The sequence below is a fragment of the Acinetobacter sp. TGL-Y2 genome (assembly GCF_001612555.1).
In the GTDB taxonomy this organism is placed as follows: domain Bacteria; phylum Pseudomonadota; class Gammaproteobacteria; order Pseudomonadales; family Moraxellaceae; genus Acinetobacter.
In genome coordinates, this window is the sequence record NZ_CP015110.1 from 1,855,603 (window position 1) to 1,873,515 (window position 17,913).

General features: G+C 40.9%; 16 protein-coding genes. 4 read left to right on the forward strand and 12 right to left on the reverse strand.

Annotation, left to right across the window (positions count from 1 at the left end; translation table 11 throughout):
- Positions 1-2: 2 nt before the first annotated feature.
- The 10 genes from lpxD to rimO form a co-directional block, all read right to left on the reverse strand.
- Positions 3-1,073, reverse strand: a complete 1,071-nt coding sequence (lpxD, locus tag AMD27_RS08865; RefSeq protein ID WP_067659189.1) for a UDP-3-O-(3-hydroxymyristoyl)glucosamine N-acyltransferase — start codon at positions 1,071-1,073, stop codon at positions 3-5.
- A 3-nt stretch (positions 1,074-1,076) separates the two neighbouring features.
- On the reverse strand, positions 1,077-1,565 hold the full coding sequence (locus tag AMD27_RS08870) for an OmpH family outer membrane protein (RefSeq protein WP_067659192.1): 489 nt from the start codon (positions 1,563-1,565) through the stop codon (positions 1,077-1,079).
- 39 nt (positions 1,566-1,604) lie between these two features.
- Positions 1,605-4,112 (reverse strand): outer membrane protein assembly factor BamA, encoded by a 2,508-nt coding sequence (gene bamA, locus AMD27_RS08875; protein ID WP_067659195.1) that lies wholly within the window; start codon positions 4,110-4,112, stop codon positions 1,605-1,607.
- Positions 4,113-4,153: 41 nt separating this feature from the next.
- Positions 4,154-5,509 (reverse strand): RIP metalloprotease RseP, encoded by a 1,356-nt coding sequence (gene rseP, locus AMD27_RS08880; RefSeq protein WP_067659198.1) that lies wholly within the window; start codon positions 5,507-5,509, stop codon positions 4,154-4,156.
- Between the two features lie 2 nt (positions 5,510-5,511).
- Positions 5,512-6,708 carry a 1-deoxy-D-xylulose-5-phosphate reductoisomerase gene (gene ispC / locus AMD27_RS08885; RefSeq protein ID WP_067659201.1) on the reverse strand — a complete coding sequence of 399 codons (1,197 nt, stop codon included), beginning with the start codon at positions 6,706-6,708 and terminating at the stop codon, positions 5,512-5,514.
- The gene (locus AMD27_RS08890) at positions 6,709-7,533 is read right to left on the reverse strand and encodes a phosphatidate cytidylyltransferase (RefSeq protein ID WP_067659203.1); all 825 of its coding nucleotides are present in this window, start codon (positions 7,531-7,533) and stop codon (positions 6,709-6,711) included. It abuts the gene before it with no gap.
- Positions 7,533-8,285: a polyprenyl diphosphate synthase gene (uppS, locus tag AMD27_RS08895; RefSeq protein WP_067659204.1), complete on the reverse strand. Its 753-nt coding sequence runs from the start codon at positions 8,283-8,285 to the stop codon at positions 7,533-7,535. The genes AMD27_RS08890 and uppS overlap by 1 nt, the downstream gene beginning before the upstream one ends.
- An 8-nt stretch (positions 8,286-8,293) precedes the next feature.
- Positions 8,294-8,848, reverse strand: coding sequence for a ribosome recycling factor (gene frr, locus AMD27_RS08900; protein ID WP_067659205.1), 555 nt, complete (start codon positions 8,846-8,848; stop codon positions 8,294-8,296).
- A 79-nt stretch (positions 8,849-8,927) separates the two neighbouring features.
- On the reverse strand, positions 8,928-9,656 hold the full coding sequence (pyrH, locus tag AMD27_RS08905; RefSeq protein WP_067659208.1) for a UMP kinase: 729 nt from the start codon (positions 9,654-9,656) through the stop codon (positions 8,928-8,930).
- Between the two features lie 63 nt (positions 9,657-9,719).
- Complete coding sequence (rimO, locus tag AMD27_RS08910) at positions 9,720-11,063, reverse strand: 30S ribosomal protein S12 methylthiotransferase RimO (RefSeq protein ID WP_067659211.1); 1,344 nt, start codon at positions 11,061-11,063, stop codon at positions 9,720-9,722.
- Between the two features lie 362 nt (positions 11,064-11,425).
- Here rimO and glnL point away from each other — a divergent pair, with 362 nt between their 5' ends.
- The 3 genes from glnL (at position 11,426) to AMD27_RS08925 (ending at position 14,743) form a co-directional block, all read left to right on the forward strand.
- Complete coding sequence (glnL, locus tag AMD27_RS08915; RefSeq protein WP_067659214.1) at positions 11,426-12,535, forward strand: nitrogen regulation protein NR(II); 1,110 nt, start codon at positions 11,426-11,428, stop codon at positions 12,533-12,535.
- Positions 12,522-14,009, forward strand: a complete 1,488-nt coding sequence (glnG, locus tag AMD27_RS08920; RefSeq protein WP_067659218.1) for a nitrogen regulation protein NR(I) — start codon at positions 12,522-12,524, stop codon at positions 14,007-14,009. The genes glnL and glnG overlap by 14 nt, the downstream gene beginning before the upstream one ends.
- A gap of 92 nt (positions 14,010-14,101) precedes the next feature.
- Positions 14,102-14,743, forward strand: coding sequence for a hypothetical protein (locus AMD27_RS08925; RefSeq protein ID WP_067659221.1), 642 nt, complete (start codon positions 14,102-14,104; stop codon positions 14,741-14,743).
- A gap of 170 nt (positions 14,744-14,913) precedes the next feature.
- Here the strand turns inward: AMD27_RS08925 and prpC are convergent, their stop codons facing one another.
- Complete coding sequence (prpC, locus tag AMD27_RS08930; RefSeq protein WP_067659224.1) at positions 14,914-16,050, reverse strand: 2-methylcitrate synthase; 1,137 nt, start codon at positions 16,048-16,050, stop codon at positions 14,914-14,916.
- A 4-nt stretch (positions 16,051-16,054) separates the two neighbouring features.
- The gene (gene prpB, locus AMD27_RS08935; RefSeq protein ID WP_067659228.1) at positions 16,055-16,939 is read right to left on the reverse strand and encodes a methylisocitrate lyase; all 885 of its coding nucleotides are present in this window, start codon (positions 16,937-16,939) and stop codon (positions 16,055-16,057) included.
- Between the two features lie 232 nt (positions 16,940-17,171).
- Between prpB and AMD27_RS08940 the strand changes: the two genes are divergently transcribed.
- On the forward strand, positions 17,172-17,822 hold the full coding sequence (locus AMD27_RS08940; protein WP_067659231.1) for a TetR/AcrR family transcriptional regulator: 651 nt from the start codon (positions 17,172-17,174) through the stop codon (positions 17,820-17,822).
- Positions 17,823-17,913: the final 91 nt, after the last annotated feature.

Sequence of the window (17,913 nt, forward strand, 5' to 3'; positions counted from 1 at the left end):
ATTCATTTACGCAATTTTAAAGTTGATTCAATTGACTCGATTTGAGACTGCATATGATCTATTTGTTTAACCAACTTGGTCAATGGCACATCTGCTAATTGTCGAAGGCGTACAACGGTGCGTTTCCAGTGACTGGTTTCAAACTGCCCTGTTCCTGAAGAATAAGATCCCGCTTCAGAAATACTTTTTGTGACTATTGACATTCCGGTTATAGTTACATTATCTGCAATATTAATGTGTCCCACTACGCCTACTGCACCTGCCAACACACAGTTTTTGCCAATAGTGGTGCTTCCAGCAATACCTGACTTCGCTGCAATGGCGGTATGTGCGCCAATTTTGACGTTATGGGCGATTTGCACAAGGTTATCAATAATGACACCTTCTTCAATAATTGTATCGTCCAATGCACCACGATCAATACTACAATTTGAACCGATTCGAACATCATCACCCAACCGAACTGAACCCAATTGTGCAATTCGATTCCATTTACCCTGATAAGGCGCAAATCCAAAGCCCTCACCCCCTATAACGGTATTGGCATGAATTCTTACCCGATTGGCAATTTTACTAAAACCAGTAATGGTCACATGAGAGTCAATAAAACAGTCACTGCCAATTTCGACACCATCATCAATTTTAGTTTGAGATTGAATAATGGTATTACTGCCGACCACTACATGCTCGCCAATTACGACATAGTGACCAATATAGGCATTGTCTGCGATGATCGCAGAAGGATCAATTTGAGCTGTGGCTTCGATCCCACGCTTAGACTGCTTAGCTTCAAAAACATGCGTCAGTATGGCAAATGCCAAATAAGGATTGGCGACCACAATAAAGTTTTGATGTTGAGGCAGAAGTTCACGCATGGGTTTAGTAACAATCAATGCGCCTGCTTTGGACAGCTGAGCTTCAGCCAAATACTTTTCTGAGTTTACAAAGGAAATTTGATGAGGACCTGCGTGAGCTAAACTTGCAAGGCCATAAAGCGGAAGTTTGCTTTGACCAATTGGCTCACCTTGTACCAGCTGAGCCAATTCATCGAGATGAAACTGTTTTGATTTCATTGATTATTTAATTGCATTGACCTTTTGGATCATTTTAGCAGTTAAATCATATTTTGAGTCAAACGCCAAAGCAGCATTTTTACTCAAAATCATATCTAAACTCGATTCTTGACGTAATTGTTCAGCGACTTGCTTCACGCGTGCGTCAAAAGTCTTGTTGGTGTTTTGAATCGTGGTTTGAACACGACTTTGTACACCTTGCTGAATGGTTTGAAATTCAGTCATTTTGGCTTGGTATTGGGTATTGATTTGCTGAACATTCGCACCCTTTACTTGGGCACTTTTCTGTAAAGCTTCAATCTCTTTACTGATTTGCTCAAGCTTTGTGGTTTGCGGCTTAATAGATTGCTCAAGACTGACATTTTGCTGTTTTAGATAGGTACTACTTTCAACCACTTTTTCTAAATCAACAATCCCGTAACCTGCAGCTTGTACCATCGCACTTAAGCTTAAAGCTGCAACACCCAACATGAGTTTTTGAATGGTATTCATTTTTATCATCCTTAATTAGCTAATGAAGCTTGACCGCACTTAGAAAGTACGACCAATTTCAAATTGAACATTCTTGGTTTCATCGCCTGGCTTGTCATTCAGTGGGAACGCATAGCTCAGTGATAATGGCCCAATCATGGTAATCCAAGTAAAGCCCACACCTACGCTGTAGCGCATATTATCAGGCTCAAAACCAAAATTATCTTTACAGTATTGCTTAGCATTTACATCAGGATTAGCTGAGTTTATATATAAATTGCCTTTAGGGATATCACACTGCGTATCGAAAACTTGTGCACCTTCCGCGAAGATCACAGGACGTACTTGACGCGCCCAATCACCTTTAAATGGCACAGGCAGCACCAATTCAGTACCAAACTGAATCAATGCGTTACCACCGACTTCTTCAGGATCACGATCCTCTTGATTGGTAGAGTTCGCTGTCACACCTGGATATGCTGGACCCAAAGTACTGTTGTCATAGCCACGCACAGAACCATAACCACCGGCATAGTAGTTCTTATAAAATGGTAAATCATTACCAAAACCAAGCTTACCATAACCACGTAATACAAAATCCTTACCTAAAGGCAAGAAGGCTTGCGTGTCATAGGTAATCTTTTGATATTCAACATCACTACCTGGCAATGCCACTTCAGCATTGATACGATGTGACATCCCTGAAGTTGGGAACATCGGTCGATTTAAGGTATTGTATGACCAGCCTAAATTCAGGTTGTAGGTCAGGAAATCACCTTTGAATTCATTACCATACGGGACTGGATTGACTTTACAAGTGCCATCTTCATTTTGTTGAGGCTTACCATTTACGTCTAAAGGACAATACGCAGCATTGTTTGTTTCTTTACCACCATTCGCAAGCAGATAATCACGAACATAGGTAGACACAAATGGTCCTGTCGTGACCTCAGTTTTGTCAATGTTTAAACCCGCACTGATGCTTTGGTTTTCATCGATTGGATAACCAAACGTTAAACCACCACCCAGACTGTCTGTCACATAGTTGTTAACGTTGTAGTCATCATCTAGCTTAGTTTTGCGGTAGTACATGTTATAACCACGGCTCACACCATCAATGGTGAAGTATGGATCTGTCACACTGAGGTTATAGTAATCTTGGGTTTCTGAACGTGAGAAGTCCATAGAAACACGATTACCTGTCCCCAAGAAGTTGGTTTGGCTTAGACCGGCTTGGAAGGTAATACCACCATTTTGTGAGTAACCCACAGCCAAGGTACTGGTGCCTGAATGCTGCTCCTCTACATCAATATTTAAATCCACTTGATCTGGAGAACCCGGTACACGAACAGGTTTTAAATCGACTTTACTGAAGAAACCAGTACGCTCCAAACGGATTTTAGACAGCTCAATTTTTTCATTGCTGGCTAAAGCGCCTTCCATTTGACGCATTTCACGACGAAGCACTTCATCTGCTGTCTTGGTGTTACCGGCGAAGTTAATTCGGCGAACAGTAACTTGTTGACCTGGGTTAATGTAGTAGTTTAGTGCAACAGTATTATTTTCATTGTTAATTTCAGGAACGACGTTTACTTCTGAATAATAGTAACCCGCGTTACCATACTTGCGCTGTAATAACTGCTTTACACCATTCACTTTTTCTTGTGAATAGGTTTCGCCATCTTTGTAGAGCTTAAGCGCTTCCAAATCTTCAGTTTTGTACAGTGCATCGCCTAAAAATTTGGTTTCAGCAAACTTAAACTGCTGACCTTCATTAATAGAGACTTCAATAAAGATATTTTTCTTATCTTCACTAATATTCAGGTTTGAACTGTTAATATCAAAATTGATATAACCCTTATTCAAATAAAGCGCACGTAATGCCTCTAAACTCGCCGCCATTTTTTCACGTGCATATCGATCATTACGTGAAATCACAGACAACCAACCACTTTCTTTTACTGCAAATGCTTGCTTGATTTCATCATCTTTAAAAACGGTGTTGCCAATAATATTGATATCAAAAACTTTCGCAGGCTTACCTTCTGCAAAATTAACATTAATATCGACTCGGTTATTAGGGCGCGCAATGGTTTCAACTTGCACGTCAGCATCATAACGACCTTGCTGTGAATATTGTTGTTCAAGCTCAGTTTCTAAGGTCTGCAAGGCAGATTTCGTTAAAACCTCACCCTCAGCCAAGCCCATCTTTTTCAAACCTTCTTCTAAAGCCTCTTTTGGAATGAGTTTATTCCCTTTGAGATTCACTTTAGAAATGATCGGACGTTCAACCACTTTGAAGACCAATACATCATTTTCTTTAAATGCTTGAATATCATCAAATGCATTTGAGGCATACAGGGCACGAATTGAATCTGCAATGACAGGATCAGAAATACGATCACCGCTGTTTATGGGTAACATTCCCAATACATTGGCTTGGGTTAATCGCACCAATCCATCAACTCGCACATCCCGTGCGATAAACTCGTCTGCTGCATATACTTGTTGTACTGCTGCCATTGCGCTAACGAGTGCCAACGGCATAAATAAATGTGTGTGCTGCATGCCTATTGTTTTCCAGTAAGTTAATTTTTCATCTATAACGCTTATAAACGCATAAAATCATTAAATATTGCAAGGAACATCATACTTCCGAGCAATACCATACCAATTTTTAATCCAACTAATTGTATTTGTTCAGAAACAGGTTTACCACGAATAAGTTCAATAATGTAGTAGAGCAAATGCCCACCATCCAGCATTGGAATAGGCAATAAATTGAGTACACCTAGACTAACACTCATCAAAGCCATAAAGGAAATAAAAGTTTTCCAGCCCATTTCAGCACTTTGACCTGCCACTTTAGCAATGGTAATCGGGCCTGATAAATTATCGAGTCCAATTAAGCCACGTACCATTTTGACGATCGAGTTTAAAATCATGCCCGACAATTGCCCTGTTTTTTCAACAGCCACCACAAAGGCTTCAGCAGGATTATATTGAATGGTGTGCTTATATTCAGCCGGAATATTAATCTGTCCAGACTGTGCTTGCACACCCAACATACCTGTTGTTTGACCCATGTTGTCACGTTTTCCTTGAGGCATCACTTGAAGTTGAACGGTTTTTCCATCTCGTAAAACATCAATCTTTAAAAGTTTTTCAGGTGATTTTTGAACAACATCAACCACTTCAAACCAATCTTTTATCGGTTTACCCTCTACCGCGACAATACGATCACCCTCTTTCATGCCTTGTCGTATGGCTGCACCATCTGGACTTAACTTATGTACAACTGGCGCAATTTGCGGTCTATACGGTAAAAAACCCAAGATATCGAGCGGCGACTGCGTCTGGTCCTTTAAAAAATTCTGAATCGGTAAATGGAAATTCTGCAACTGACCATGACGTTCTGCTTGAATTTGGATATGCCCTGTTTCACCAACACGATCCACCAAAGCATAATTTAACTTTTCCCAATTTATCGTCGTTGCACCATCGACCGCTACAATCTTGTCGCCCGCTTGCATTTTAGCAAGCGCTGCTGGGGTATTTTCAACAATTTTACCTACACGAGTATTGAGCTGCTCTTGTGCTGGTAAGAATAAAATCCAAAACAAAAAAACGGCAAAAATGAGATTAACCAAAGGCCCGGCTGCCACAATTGCAATACGCTTCCAAGGTGACTGACGGTTAAATGCATAAGGCAAATCCTCTGCACTTACGTTACCTTCGCGCTCATCCAGCATTTTTACATAGCCACCGAGAGGCAAGGCAGAAAGCTGATATTGAATACCTGATTTTTTAGAGGTCCACTTCAGTAAGGTTGGGCCAAAACCGATGGAATATACTAGCACTTTAACACCGAGTTTACGTGCCACCCAATAGTGTCCAAATTCATGAATTGCAATCAATGGACCCAAGAGCAAAATGGCTGCAACGATGATAAATAAGACACTCATAATCATTTACTCAATTGCATAATTCGTTTTGAAGCAATGTCTCGAGCTTGAATATCAACCTCTAAAATCAGATCCAATGAGTCTGCACTTGAATTTTCAAGATGATCAAGCGTAAATTCAACTACTTGTGGAATATCCATAAATCCAATTTTTTCATTTAAAAAAGCATCAACTGCAATTTCGTTGGCCGCATTCAATATAGCAGGTGCCAAACCACCACTTTGCATGGATTGACGTGCAAGTTTAAGCGCTGGAAAGCGATCTGTATCAGGTGCTTGAAAATCCAAACTGTGATTAACAAACAAATCTAATGGCGATACATGCGTGTGTATACGTTCAGGCCATGCTAATGCATGCGCGATTGGCGTACACATATCGGGATTACCCATTTGTGCCAAAGTTGAACCATCTACGTATTGAACCATAGAGTGAATGATACTTTGTGGATGCACAACCACTGTAACAAAATGTTCTTTAATTGAAAATAAATAACATGCCTCAATCAACTCCAAACCCTTGTTCATTAAGGTGGCAGAATCGACCGAAATTTTTCGCCCCATGGACCAGTTTGGATGTTTACAGGCTTGCGTCGGCGTTACATGTTTTAATTGTTCAGCACTATGCTTCAAAAAAGGACCACCTGAAGCAGTCAGTAAGATTTTTAACACACCGAGTTGCGGTTCTTGATGGGTTTCAATTTGTAAATAATTTTGTGGTAAGCACTGAAAAATCGCATTGTGCTCCGAGTCTACAGGCAGCAATAAGGCCTTACTGTCTCTTGCAGCTTGCATCATGAGATCACCCGACATCACCAAGGCTTCTTTATTTGCAAGGAGTACACGCTTACCTGCTTTGACGGCTGCCAAAGTCGGAAGTAATCCCGCAGCACCTACAATTGCCGCCATAACCACATCCACATTTGGATGTTCAGACACAGCAATTAAGCCAGCTTCATCGGTTAAAATTTCAATGTTTTGAATATTTTTTTGTTTGAATATCTGATTGAGCTCATCCACCTTCGTCGCGGGTACAACCACCACTTTTGGCTGATACTGTTTACATATTTCGCTTAAGGCTTCTAGTCGACTAAACGCTGAAACAGCATAAATAGAATATTTATCAGGATGTTGATCTAAAATTTTCAGCGTACTTTGACCAATTGAACCCGTAACGCCTAATATACAAACAGATTGAGCCATCTATAAATCTACACCAATGAGTTTTAAAACATACATACCAGCAGCAAAAAAAGGCGCTGCGGCCAACAGTGAATCGATACGATCCAACACGCCACCATGACCTGGCAAGATTCGACCTGAATCTTTAATGCCTGCACGGCGTTTAATCATGGATTCAAACAAATCACCCAAAACAGAACTAAATACGGTAACTAAAGATAAAATAAGGAACAGTGCATGTTCAATATAAGACAGATTTAGATATTTTGATTGAACAATCATGATGATAATCACAACGGTTACAATACCGCCGACCAAACCTTCAATAGATTTATTCGGACTGACTTCTGGCGCAAGTTTACGCTTACCCAGTTTACGCCCAACAAAGTAGGCACCACTGTCTGCCCCCCAAACCAGGAGGAACAAATACATGAGCCACCAAGGTGAACTTAACCAAACTTCAAAAATAGCGGTTACAGCTGCACCAATAATTACCAAACCAATGATATTAAGTGCTTGATTATACCAACCATCGTATTGCGGATAATGTTTCACCCAATACAGACTGATGAACCAACTAATAATTGACGCACTCCAAAGAATAAGTGCAAGGTCATTAAAATAAAGGGCAAAGCCAGAAACAACAGCTGTCAATACACCAAAACATCCCGCTTTGAGTTTATTCACTTGATCAGTTTGACGCGGCATGAGTTTAAACCACTCATAACCCGCACCACCTGCAGCGATAATCATTAACACTAACATTGGATAAATGGAGGTTGTTGCAAACATACAGCTAAGCACAACGGCAACCAAAACCAATGCGGTAATTATCCGCTCTAACATTATTCGTTCTCTGTTTTTTCTTGCTGAATCTGCTCAGAGGTTTTTCCAAAGCGTCTTTCTCGCCCTAAAAAAACACCAAATGCATGATCCAGTTCGTCCGTGGTAAATTCTGGCCACAAAGTCTCTGTAAAGTACAATTCCGCATAAGCCGCTTGCCACAATAAAAAATTGGACAAACGATAATCCCCGCCTGTGCGAATCAGCAAATCTACTGCAGGTAAATCACCCAAACTGATCTGTTGACCAAATAAATCACTGTCAATTTGACCAACATCAAGCACTTGATCTTTAACGAGTTGAGCAAGTTTTTTTGCTGTTTGCGTAATATCCCACATTCCACCATAGCTCACCGCGATGGTGAGCGTCATTTCTGTGAACTTAGCAGTCCTTTGTTCAGCATGCAACATTAAATCTTGTAATTCTGTCGTAAGGCGGCTGCGGTCACCAATAAAACGTAACGCAATTTTGAATTTTTCCATACGTGGAATTTGCTCACGCACCGTTTCTCCTAACAGTTGCATCAACAATTCGACTTCGTATTGGGGACGATTCCAATTTTCGCTGGAAAATGCATAAACAGTGAGTGCTTTTACACCTACTTTTCGACAATGTTCTACGACAGGATCAAGGACATTTTTACCTTCACGGTGCCCATCGCCTTTTTGTAGTTGTTTCTTTTTTGCAAAACGATTGTTGCCATCCATGATGATGGCAACATGTTTCGGAAGACGTTGCTCTTCTGAGATGGTCATTATACAGCTTAGACCTTCATCAACTCTGCTTCTTTCGCAGCCAAACGCTTTTCAACTTCAGCAACGAATTTGTCTGTGATCTTTTGAATGTCATCGCTTGCACGACGCTCATCATCTTCAGAAATTTCTTTATCTTTGAGCAATGTTTTGAAATCACCCAATACATCACGGCGAATGTTACGAATCGCAACTTTCGCATTTTCAGCTTCAGTACGTGCCACTTTTTGCATGTCACGACGGGTTTCTTCAGTCAAGGCCGGCATCGGTACACGAATCGCGTCTGCTGTGATTGGATTCAAACCCAAATCTGCTTCACGAATCGCTTTGTCAATTGCTGAAACCATTGAACGCTCAAAGGGTTGAACCAACAATGTGCGTGAATCTTCAACACCGACGTTTGCCACTTGATTTAAAGGAACGTCAGAACCATAGTAAGAAACCATCACTCCATTTAAAATAGAGGGATGTGCGCGACCCGTACGAACTTTAGCAAAGCCATGTTCCATAGAGTCGAGTGTTTTGCTCATGCGGTCTTCAGCGTCTTTTTTAAGATCGTTAATCATATGATCTTCCTTACATAATTTGTCTAAAATGTTTAACTTAAATTTCGGCTAGTATAAAGAGCTTTAAGCCCCACGTACATTAGTTTGTAACGTGAGTCCCTTCTTTTTCGCCCATCACCACAGAAAGCAGCGCACCTGACTTATTCATGTCAAATACTTGTAGTGGCACATTATGATCACGACACAAACAAATCGCAGTTAAATCCATTACACCCAATTTTTCATCCAATACTTGATCAAAAGTTAAGGTGTCGTATTTAACGGCATCATCATATTTGCTTGGGTCTTTGTTATACACACCATCCACTTTAGTGGCTTTTAAAATCAAATCAGATTCAATCTCGATACCACGTAAGCAAGCAGCGGTATCCGTGGTAAAGAAAGGATTACCTGTTCCTGCAACAAACACACAGACTTCACCGCGCATGAGGTGACGAATTGCATCGCGGCTTGAGTAAGACTCAACTACCGTACCAATTTGTAATGCAGACATTAAACGAGTTTTGATGTTACGGCGAACCAAAGCATCACGTAATGCTAAACCATTCATTACTGTTGCAAGCATCCCCATTTGATCGCCTGTTACACGACCCACTAAACCCTCTTTTTGTAGTTGGCTACCGCGGTATAAGTTACCGCCGCCCACCACGATGCCGACTTGCACACCTAAACCCACCAAATGCGCGATAGACAAAGACATTTGATCAAGCACTTGTGCATCAATCCCCATATCCTTATTACCTGCAAGGGCTTCACCAGATAGTTTTAATAAGATACGCCCAAAGCGTGGTTTTTTTGAATCTAGCATTACTTAAACTCCAATATCTTTAATATCTGCACATACGTTTTTATATACAATCACAGCAATTCATTAAGCGGATTTAATTTGGATCAATTTCGCGAAGAGGTCGTATTCGTCTGCATCAGTAATTTCAACTTCAAGCAAATCACCTGCTTTGATCACGCTCTTATCTATATCTTCAACGAAGACATTACCATCAATTTCAGGTGCATCAGCATAAGATCTTGCAATGGCAACGGGAAACTCTTCATCCAAATCATCCACCAACACGGTCATGGTGCGACCAATACGTTGCTTTAATTTAGTAGCAGATATTTCTTGCTGGACTTGCATGAAACGCTCGTAACGATCTTGCTTAATCTCTTCTGGCACATGATCTGGCAAATCATTGGCGGTTGCACCTTCTACTGGAGAATAGGTGAAACAGCCGACACGATCCAATTGCGCTTCCTTAAGCCACTCAAGTAAAATTTGGAAATCTTCTTCCGTTTCACCTGGGAAACCGACCACAAAAGTCGAACGCAAAACCAAGTCAGGACATTTTTCACGCCAAACTTTTAAACGATCGAGGGTATTTTCGCTATGTGCTGGTCGCTTCATCAACGTTAGGATGCGTGGACTGGCATGCTGAAAAGGAATGTCTAAATACGGTAAAATTTTACCTTGCGCCATTAAATCAATCACCGCATCCACATGTGGATAAGGATAAACATAATGTAGACGCACCCAAATACCGAGTTGACCGAGTGCTTCACACATGTCAAAGAATTTGGTTTTAACCGGCTGACCATTCCAAAAATCCAGTTTGTATTTGGTGTCTAGACCATATGCTGATGTATCTTGCGAGATCACCAAAACTTCTTTCACACCGGCATTTTTCAATGCTTGTGCTTCAGACAATACCGATCCTACTGGACGTGAAACCAAGTCACCACGCATGCTTGGAATAATACAGAAGGTACAACGATGGTTGCAGCCTTCTGATATTTTAAGGTAAGCATAATGTTTTGGGGTCAAACGAATACCCTGTTCAGGAACAAGGTCAATATAAGGGTTATGCTTTGGCGGCGCAGGTACATATTCATGAACCGCTTCCATCACATCTTGGTATGCTGCTGCACCAGTGACTTTTAAAACATTCGGATGCATTGCACGAATTTTGGCTTCATCTTTACCCAAACAGCCGGTCACAATCACACGACCGTTTGCACTCATGGCTTCGCCAATCGCGTCTAAAGATTCTTGTACTGCAGATTCAATAAAACCACAGGTATTTACTACAACTAAATCAGCACCGTCATAGTCTGACGCCACATCATAACCTTCAGTCTTTAACTGAGTAAGGATTCGCTCGGAATCTACCAATGCCTTAGGACAACCTAAAGAAACAAAACCGACTTTGGGGGATTTCATGAATCTGCACTCCACTATAATCCGCGTATTGTATGACTTTTCGTTTCATAAAAACAGTTGAAAACATCACTCTTTGTATAACGCACCAAAATATATCCACAAATTTGACAAAATATTAATATTGCACCATTTTGGAACGGTGATAAGGTAAAGCCTATCCAATAGCCCTTCAATTTTAAATTTAAGCCAACCACTCAACTCAAAAGATGATTTTTATCGGTCAAGTGAAGATAAAATTATAAAGTTGGCGTGTATCTTGCTTTATTTAGGGACGTTAATCATTGTGCACTCCCTCTTTATGAGCAGTAATAGCATTAGATTTGAAATCAATTGCGCTATTTTAAGACAGGATTATTGAGTTAATGGATCAACACCCCATGATTGACTATCGAGTACTGGTAGACAACTTAAGCACTGCAATTCTTTTGGTAGATCGCGATTTAAATATTTTTTATCTCAACTCTTCTTGTGAGACGTTGTTCGATATCAGTTTATTACGCGCGTCTGGACAAACTGTACTGAACATCCTGCAATCCCCTGGAGATGTATTCAATACCGAAGAAGCACTCTTCAATAGCTTAAAAACAGGACAAGCCTATACCCGTCGTGAAGCTACCATTATTGTGAACTTTAAAGATGTGCATGTAGATTATTCGGTGGTCCAGCTTAATACTGGCAAACCCTATCACCCCTTGTTGCTGATTGAACTCAATCCGATTGATCGAATGCTGAAAATATCAAAAGAAGAAAATCTCACTCAACAACATCAAGTCGCACGCCAACTGATCCGAGGCGTGGCGCATGAAATTAAAAATCCACTTGGTGGAATACGCGGTGCCACTCAACTTTTAGCACGTAGTTTAAATGACCCTAAATACGCCGAATTTACCGATATTATTATTAGTGAAGTTGATCGCTTACGTAATCTTGCGGATACCATGCTGGGCTCGCGTCAACTTCCAAGTTACGAGCCTGTCAATGTGCATGACCCTTTGGAACGTGTCCGATCACTGATTGTCAATCAAACCAAAAAGAAAATTATCATTACCCGAGATTACGATCTGTCTTTACCTGAAGTGAAAGCAGATCGTGATCAATTGATACAGGTCATGCTCAATATCAGCGTCAATGCTGTGCAAGCCATGACTGAAAATAAAGAATTTTTCACAGATCAGCAGCCTGAACTGATTTTAAGAACCCGGATTCAACGCTTGGTCACCATTAATGGTGTTTTACACAGATCTACTGTGCGCATAGACATTCAGGACAATGGTCCAGGCGTGCCAGAAGATATTTTAGAGTCCGTGTTTTACCCGCTGGTCACAGGCCGTGCCAAAGGTACAGGTTTGGGACTCAGTATTGCGCAAAACATTATGCACCAACACAACGGAATGATTGAGTGCCAATCTATTCCAGGAAAAACAATATTTAGCCTTTATATACCTTGGGAGTTAAACCATGTCGCGAAATAAAATTTGGGTCATTGATGATGATCGTGCCATGCGCTGGGTGCTGGAAAAAACATTCAAAGAAGAAGGCTTCGAAGTCACAAGCTTTGAAGAGGCACAATCCGCTTTAGATCAACTTGCGGATGATACGCCTGACGTCATTTTGACTGATATTCGTATGCCCGGTATTGATGGTTTGGCTTTTTTAGCCAAAGTCAAAGGGAGTCACCCTGATCTACCTGTAATTATTATGACGGCGCATTCCGATTTAGAGTCTGCGGTGTCGAGTTATCAAACCGGTGCTTTTGAGTACTTACCAAAACCTTTTGATATTGATGAAGCGCTTGCACTGGTCAATCGCGCCATCATGCACATCAATAAACTACAACAACAAGAGTCAGCCAAGTCAGTCAAACCGATTCAAACCACCGAAATTATTGGTGAATCCCCTGCCATGCAGGAAGTATTCCGCGCCATTGGTCGTTTGTCTCAATCGCATATCACGGTTTTAATTAACGGCGAATCGGGTACGGGTAAAGAACTGGTTGCACATGCATTACATCGCCACTCCCCGCGTGGCAGCAAACCCTTTATTGCGCTTAATATGGCAGCGATTCCCAAAGATCTAATCGAAACAGAGCTTTTTGGACATGAGAAAGGTGCATTTACGGGTGCAAACACCCAACGTCAAGGTCGTTTTGAACAAGCCAATGGCGGGACGTTGTTTTTAGATGAAATTGGTGACATGCCATTTGAAACGCAAACCCGTTTACTCCGTGTACTGGCAGATGGTGAGTTTTATCGTGTAGGTGGTCATATTCCAGTACGTGTCGATGTACGTATTGTGGCAGCCACTCATCAAGACTTAGAGAAATTGGTACAAGACGCACGCTTCCGTGAAGATCTATATCATCGCCTTAATGTCATTCGGATTCATATTCCAAAACTTGCACATCGTTCAGAAGATATTCCAATGTTGGCGCAACATTTTCTAGCACGTGCGGGCAAAGAGCTTGGTGTAAGCCCAAAAATTCTGCGCTCTGAAACCATTGCTTATATGCAGCAGTTGCCATGGCAAGGCAATGTGCGTCAGCTTGAAAATACCTGTCGCTGGCTAACGGTGATGATTACAGGTCGCGAAGTTTATCCAGAAGATTTACCGTCTGAGTTAAAACAACTTCCAATTCAAAAATCGGATGATCCCAATCATCCGCACCAAGGCGCAGAACGTGTCTCGATTCAACATTGGGATGAATTGCTCAACCAATGGGCAATTCAGAAACTTAAAAATGGTGAAATGAAGTTGCTTGATATCGCAACCCCAATGTTTGAGCGCACTTTAATCAATGCTGCACTGCAACAAACCCGCGGTCGTAAACGCCATGCCGCCGAACTTTTAGGTTGGGGACGAAATACCCTGACCCGTAAACTGAAAGAGCTGGGTATGGACACGGTGGATGAAGAGGAAGAAGAAATCATCAGCTCCCTCAGCGAATAATCCATTTTTTATTCAATGTGTGTTTAACCAAATGCACATTGAATTCAGCGAATAATCGGTTATTCATAGATAAACCATCATTGAGTTGATTTATGAAAATAACCTCAAGATTATTCGCTTTTACGTTATATACAACCCCACTTTTTATTCCGCTATCCGCATATGCGACTGTCGGTGGTGGACAGCATTTAGAATTCTTGGGTTATGAACCTAAAGATCAAAAACTCTATGTATTAAGGCATTTCGAAGATGGCCGTGGACGGCTTCCACAGCTGTATTATTATCAATTTTCAACACAATCCACACTTAAACCTCAGATGATTAGAGTTAATTCGCTATACATCAACCCTAAAACAAGAAAGATCGATTACGATCAGGATGATGCTCAGTTTAATCAACAGCTCAGCAAAATCAAAAAACGGCTTAAACCGCTCGTCAAAATTAAATCCGAGCAAATCAAATTGGATTTAAGTCAAAAATCTCAAAAGCATGTGCCGTCTATTTTTAGTGAATTAAGTAAAATCGTGCAGTATCGCTTTAGGTATCAACTTTACAATCCCACACATCAAAGTCACAAACAAGAAGCTATAAGTTACACCCCCAAGATCAGAGTAAATCAGGCGTACAGTATTCCTCATCAGCGCCAACAAATTGCAACTGTCACTTATATGGCTTTCCCCGAGGAAGGTGGATATAACACTGAAGAGCCAGTTTTACTTATACCCAAAAAATAGAATCATCATTGATCAGTAGATAAAGATAATTACGTAAAGATAAATACCTAAAATAAAAAGATAATTACGTAAAGATAAATACCTAAAATAAATAGATAAAACAAAAGCCTCAATCAAGGCTTTTGTTTTTCATTACAGTTACAACCATAACAATATATAGATCTTTTTAATTAAGCTGCACTTCGCTCTGCAATCGGCACAACTTTACGAAGTTCAGGACCTGTATAATCAGCACTTGGGCGAATAATACGGTTATCTGCACGTTGCTCCATCACATGTGCCGCCCAACCTGTTACACGCGACATTACAAAGATTGGGGTAAACAGTTTGGTTGCGATATCCATAAAGTGATACGCCGAAGCATGGAAGAAATCAGCATTACAGAACAGTTTCTTCTCACGCCACATCACTTCTTCACAGCGTACAGAGACTGGATAAAGTACCGTATCCCCCACATCTTTGGCTAACTTTTCAGACCAAATTTTGATGATGTCATTACGTGGATCATTGTCTTTATAAATCGCATGACCAAAGCCCATGATTTTTTCTTTACGCTCAAGCTTACCCAGCATTTCACGTTCAGCTTCTTCAGGAGACGTCCAGTTTTCAATCATTTCCATTGCAGCTTCATTTGCCCCCCCATGCAGTGGACCACGAAGCGAACCAATGGCACCAGTAATACATGAATGCATATCGGATAATGTCGATGCACATACACGTGCTGTGAAGGTTGAGGCATTGAACTCATGCTCTGCATATAAAATAAGTGAAACGTTCATCACTTGCTCATGCAATTCATTTGGTTTTTCACCACGCAGTAAATGTAGGAACTGTGCACCAATTGAATCATCATCGGTGTTTTCTTCTACACGTACGCCATCATGGCTAAAACGATACCAATAGCAAATGATTGCAGGCAATGTTGCTAAAATACGATCTGCAACATCTTGCTGTGCATCAAAGGAGGATTCAGTTTCCAAGTTACCCAACATAGAAACGCCTGTACGCATCACATCCATCGGGTGCGAATCTGCAGGAATACGCTCAAGAACCTCTTTAAGTGCTTGAGGAAGCTGGCGCAATGATTTTAATTTTGCTTTATACGTTGCAAGTTGCTCAGCAGTGGGCAGTTCACCAAAGAAAATCAGATAAGCGACTTCTTCAAATTGGCAGTTCTCGGCCAAGTCTTTCACGTCATAACCACGATAGGTTAGACCTGCACCACTTTTACCAACAGTAGAGAGTGAGGTTTTGCCTGCCACTTGTCCGCGCAGTCCTGCGCCAGTCAGTACTTTTCCTTCAGCCATTTTTTTATTTCTCCTGAGTGAACAATTTATCTAAAGTATTTTCAAAAGTGTGGTAATCCAAAAATTCGTAGAGTTCTTTTCGTTGTTGCATTTTGTCCAGTACGTTCACTTGCGTACCTTCACCCCGAATCGCGTGCATAACTTCTAGTGCAGCCTTTTGCATCGCACGTGTTGGTGACAATGGGTATAGCACCATCGCAATACCTTGCTCACCTAGCTCATCTTTGGTGTAGTACGGGGTATCGCCAAACTCAGTAATATTGGCAAGGACGGGAACGCCTACAGCATCACATACTGTTTTATACATGGTAATGTCGGTCATTGCTTCAGCGAAGATCGCATCGGCACCCGCCTCGACGCATGCACAGGCACGATCGATCACGGCATTTAAGCCTTCTTTTTGTAAGGCATCTGTACGCGCCATGACCACAAAGTTTGCATCAGTTTTGGCATCAACAGCGGCTTTAATCCGATCCACCATTTCTTGCTGGGTCACAATTTCTTTATTTGGACGGTGACCACAGCGCTTTTGTGCCACTTGATCTTCAATATGAACTGCTGCTGCGCCGGCTGCAATCATTTGCTTAACGCTACGGGCAATGTTAAATGCACCGCCCCAGCCTGTATCGATATCGACCAGTAAAGGCGTGTCTACACGCTCAGTAATACGACGAACATCTTCCAAGACATTGTCTAAGCTGGTCATACCCAAATCTGGCAAACCGTAAGAATAGTTTGCAACGCCAGCACCCGATAAATAAATGGCTTTGTAACCGACTTGTTTTGCCATCATCGCGGCATAGGCATTCACTGTACCTATAATTTGTAGTGGCTTTTCAATTTCTAATGCTTGTCTAAATTTTAAGCCTGCAGACGTTTGTTCTGTCATATCCCTTTCCACAGTATTTACTATAATTATCGAAGTTTGAGTATATCGAGAATTTGCTTTTCTGAAATGACTTTATAGTGCTTTTGCTCTAAAACTTTAGCCACATAAAAGTGAATATCCATTCATTTTTTCTAAAATGCAGCATTGTTACGGTTTTTTTCGGCACAGTAATCTGTACATAAATTTGCTATGATGGCGAGATAAATTTTATTTTTGGTCGATTTTATACAATATGAATGATTTAGCTCAATTAGAACCCCTAACTCGAGATTTACCACACACCAAACGTGGTCATGAACGCTGTTTAGCGCTTTTATTGAGTGCCAATGATTTATTCCTTGAACGTGGCTATGATGCCGTTTCACTGGATGATATTGTCAATCATGCGGGCGGCTCGAAAGCCTCTATTTATAAATATTTTGGCAATAAAGATGGCTTATTTACGGCTATTTGTGATTATCGCCGTGAATTGTGCTTTAAGAATGTATGCATTCCGTTTGACCCTGAAGTAGATAACTTCCGAAACTATCTGATCAACACCTTGCTCAATTTTTATAATTTCATTAAAAAGCCCGATAACACTGCATTTATGCGTTTGGTCTTTGAACAAGCCCAGCGCAATCCAGAACTTGCGCTTTATATTCATGAAAAAGGACCGAAACAGGTTCAACTTGATATTGCTCATGCCTTAGAAAAAGCCGATCAAAAAGGCGTTTTAAAATGTGAAAATCCGTTATTTTCTGCACAGCTTTATTTCGGTATTTTAAGAAATTTAGAATGGTGTATTTTAATGGGGATTCCTATTAGCGAATCTGATCAAGAAAACATCAATTACATTGCATATTCTGTTGATCGCTTCTTAGACGGCCATCAAAAAGTCTAGTTTTTTTGCAATTATATGTACTTATAGTATATTAGTTGATTCTCTGTTTTTCTCACCAACCAACAATCTATTCTGGTTCAATACGCTATTG